General features: G+C 44.3%; 1 protein-coding gene. It reads left to right on the forward strand.

The window, feature by feature from the left end:
• The first annotated feature begins 511 nt into the window (after positions 1–511).
• Complete coding sequence (locus tag KDK15_RS18100) at positions 512–1,510, forward strand: Abi family protein (protein WP_257296795.1); 999 nt, start codon at positions 512–514, stop codon at positions 1,508–1,510.
• The last annotated feature ends 400 nt before the right edge of the window (positions 1,511–1,910 follow it).

The following is a 1,910-nucleotide window of genomic DNA, read 5'->3' on the forward strand; positions in this document are numbered from 1 at the left end:
TTCACGTACCGTTTTACGAGAGACTGGCGGGGAAGTTCCGCCGGTCTACTCACCAATGAACAGGCAGAGTGTTCCTACGCAGGAACCAGCCCATGAAATAGATGAACTCGGTACAGAGTGGGACGGCTTGATAAAGTAGATGAGCCGGACAAACGTTTTAATCAGCGATCACAACCGGAACAATCCTGACTGATACCCGTTACCGAAAAAAACGAAGCTCCTACTATCAAGGGAGCTTTTTTGGCTCTTCGCCGTTTCATATGGATTTCAAGATATCTGCCACAGGGCTGGAACGGATGGTAATTCATTGATGCAGTAAAATAAAAACCTATTTGTATAAAAAAATATCAGATAATATTTTTCTGCTATGGTTAACTGAGGGTAAATTGTGCTTGACGCATTTCATCCCAAAACCTACATTTCACAGTAACACACCCGCCATGCCTAGGTAGACTTCGGTCTTCAAGCACAAATCGAGCGGGTTTTTTATGCCTCTGTTTTGAGCAAATGGATGATTGAGTTCACCAAGCCAGCGTTGACTGTAGAACAACAAATTGAACTACTTACCGAGCGGGGATTAATAATAAGGAGCCAGGATCGTGTTGCCCGATACCTTGAGGTGATCAGTTTTTTTCGGCTTTCAGCTTACATGCGCCCCTTTCAGGAAAGTGGCTCCTCCCATTTTTTCAGGCCAGGTGTGTGTTTTCAACAAATTGTTGAACTGTATGCATTTGACCGGGAACTGCGTCTCATCGTAATGGATGCTGCTGAGCGCTTTGAAGTCGCCATGCGTTCTGCAATTGGTAACCACATGGGGCCATCTTATGGTGCTCACTGGTATATGGATAATCAATTGTTCAAAGGTGACTATGAACATCATCGTTTGTTAACTGAAATAGAAGACAAAATCAAAAAAGAAGAAAGAGCGTTGGCACGAGATATTACCAATATCCAAAGAAGCAGAGTACCTGACCATATTAAGCAACAACGTATTGAGGGTAGGAAAAAAGAAAACTATCTGCGTTTTTATCCGTCCCAATACAACTCTCCGAGGTTGCTGCCTAACTGGGCAATGTTGGAGGAGCTGAGTTTTGGGAATCTTTCTCACTTGTATCAAGGTTTAGCTAAAGATTCTGATCGAAAACAAATTGCTAAACGCTTTAATACGCCCCACTCCGTACTGGGCAGCTGGCTACATACACTGACGTTTATCCGTAACTGTTGTGCTCATCATGCGCGGCTCTGGAACCGGGAGTTGAGTGTACCGCCAAAGCTATTACGAGCTGGGCATTGGGAAAGTATTCCTGCCCGACTGCAGCCACTTGATATACAACCAAGTCGTCGCATTTTCATCGTAATCCTTATTCTTGATCACTTAATAAAACAGGTGAGTCCCGATAGTAAATGGTTGGAACGCCTGCATGAACTATTGCAAAAATATCCCAATACTAACAAAAAAAATATGGGCTTTCCCAATAACTGGCAAGACTTGATGAGCTTAGCGAGCTGAACATTTTAGGAGCTGTCCTGAAATAACTTCCACATTTCTACAGACACTACCCGTTGCCCGCTCCCCGAAAAGCTGAAACCGCTTGTGCTTTTTCGGGCTGAGTAAAATGATGAAGTTAATCTGAGACAAATCTATAGGTTAGTCATTAAGGAATTCATGGCAGAAAACCAGTTACTTTACTCCACTGTCATTCCGTACAGGGATTGTACGGAACCCACTTTGCAGGGAGAGCCATCTTGCCGGGCATTCACCTCCCTGTGGGATAGATCCTGTACAGTCCCTGTACAGGATGACAGTGGAGTGAGCCGGGAGATTTTCACTGCTAATGCTATTACTGGTCAAAGTGCATCCAACAGCCAGCCATAACCGATACGCTCCTGTTCCAGACGCAGGTTTTTTC

Source organism: Endozoicomonas sp. YOMI1, assembly GCF_024606345.1.
GTDB lineage: Bacteria > Pseudomonadota > Gammaproteobacteria > Pseudomonadales > Endozoicomonadaceae > Endozoicomonas.